This window comes from Nonomuraea antimicrobica (genome assembly GCF_039536965.1).
GTDB lineage: Bacteria > Actinomycetota > Actinomycetes > Streptosporangiales > Streptosporangiaceae > Nonomuraea > Nonomuraea antimicrobica.
The window spans coordinates 1-615 of record NZ_BAAAZP010000247.1 but is presented as its reverse complement, the minus strand read 5'-3'; the positions used below and the strand labels follow the sequence as shown (position 1 = coordinate 615).

At 65.0% G+C, this 615-nt stretch carries 1 protein-coding gene and 1 pseudogene; both read left to right on the top strand.

Going from position 1 to position 615, the window contains the following annotated elements; all coding sequences use genetic code 11:
- The coding region (locus tag ABD844_RS52145) for a helix-turn-helix transcriptional regulator (RefSeq protein ID WP_344897526.1) at positions 1 to 241 on the top strand (241 nt) is incomplete at its 5' end.
- Positions 238 to 615 (top strand): annotated as a pseudogene (locus ABD844_RS52140) (tyrosine-type recombinase/integrase); the annotation flags it as partial. The gene ABD844_RS52145 and the pseudogene ABD844_RS52140, both read left to right, overlap by 4 nt.

Genomic DNA, 615 nt, shown 5'->3' with positions numbered 1-615 from the left:
TAACCAACCCGTCGAAAGCCATGACGCCTCGACAACGCCTGAGATCGAGGCAGACGACGCCGAAAACGTCTGGCTCACCGTCCCCGAGATCATGGCGCAACTCAAGATCCATCGGCGGACCTGGCAGCACTGGCGGACCCGAAACCGCACGCCCAAGATGCACCGGCTCCCCAACGGCGAGTTCCGCATCCACCAGAACGACTACCAGGCGTGGCTCGCCGAGCTTGAGGTGAGCGCGTGAAGTCCTACCGGGTCAAGTTCTGGAAGACCCGGCGCACCCCCGCCAAGAAGCCGAAGTACCAGGTGCGCTGGGTCGTCGAAGACGAAGAACAGTGCAGCACGCACGGCACGTCGGAGCAGGCCGAGAACTTCCTGTCCGAGCTTCGCCAGGCGGCCCGCAAGGGCGAGTGGTTTGACACCGCCACCGGCCTGCCCGAATCCATGCTCAAGGCCAAGAAGTCGCGCACCTGGCTCGCGTTCGCCCGGGATTACGTGAACAAGCGCTGGCCGCACCAGGCCGCAAAGTCCCGCGAAGGCACCGTGGAAACCCTGGTCGCAGTGACGCTAGCGCTGACGACCGACCAGAAAGGCCAGCCCGACGACGAGCTGCTGCGC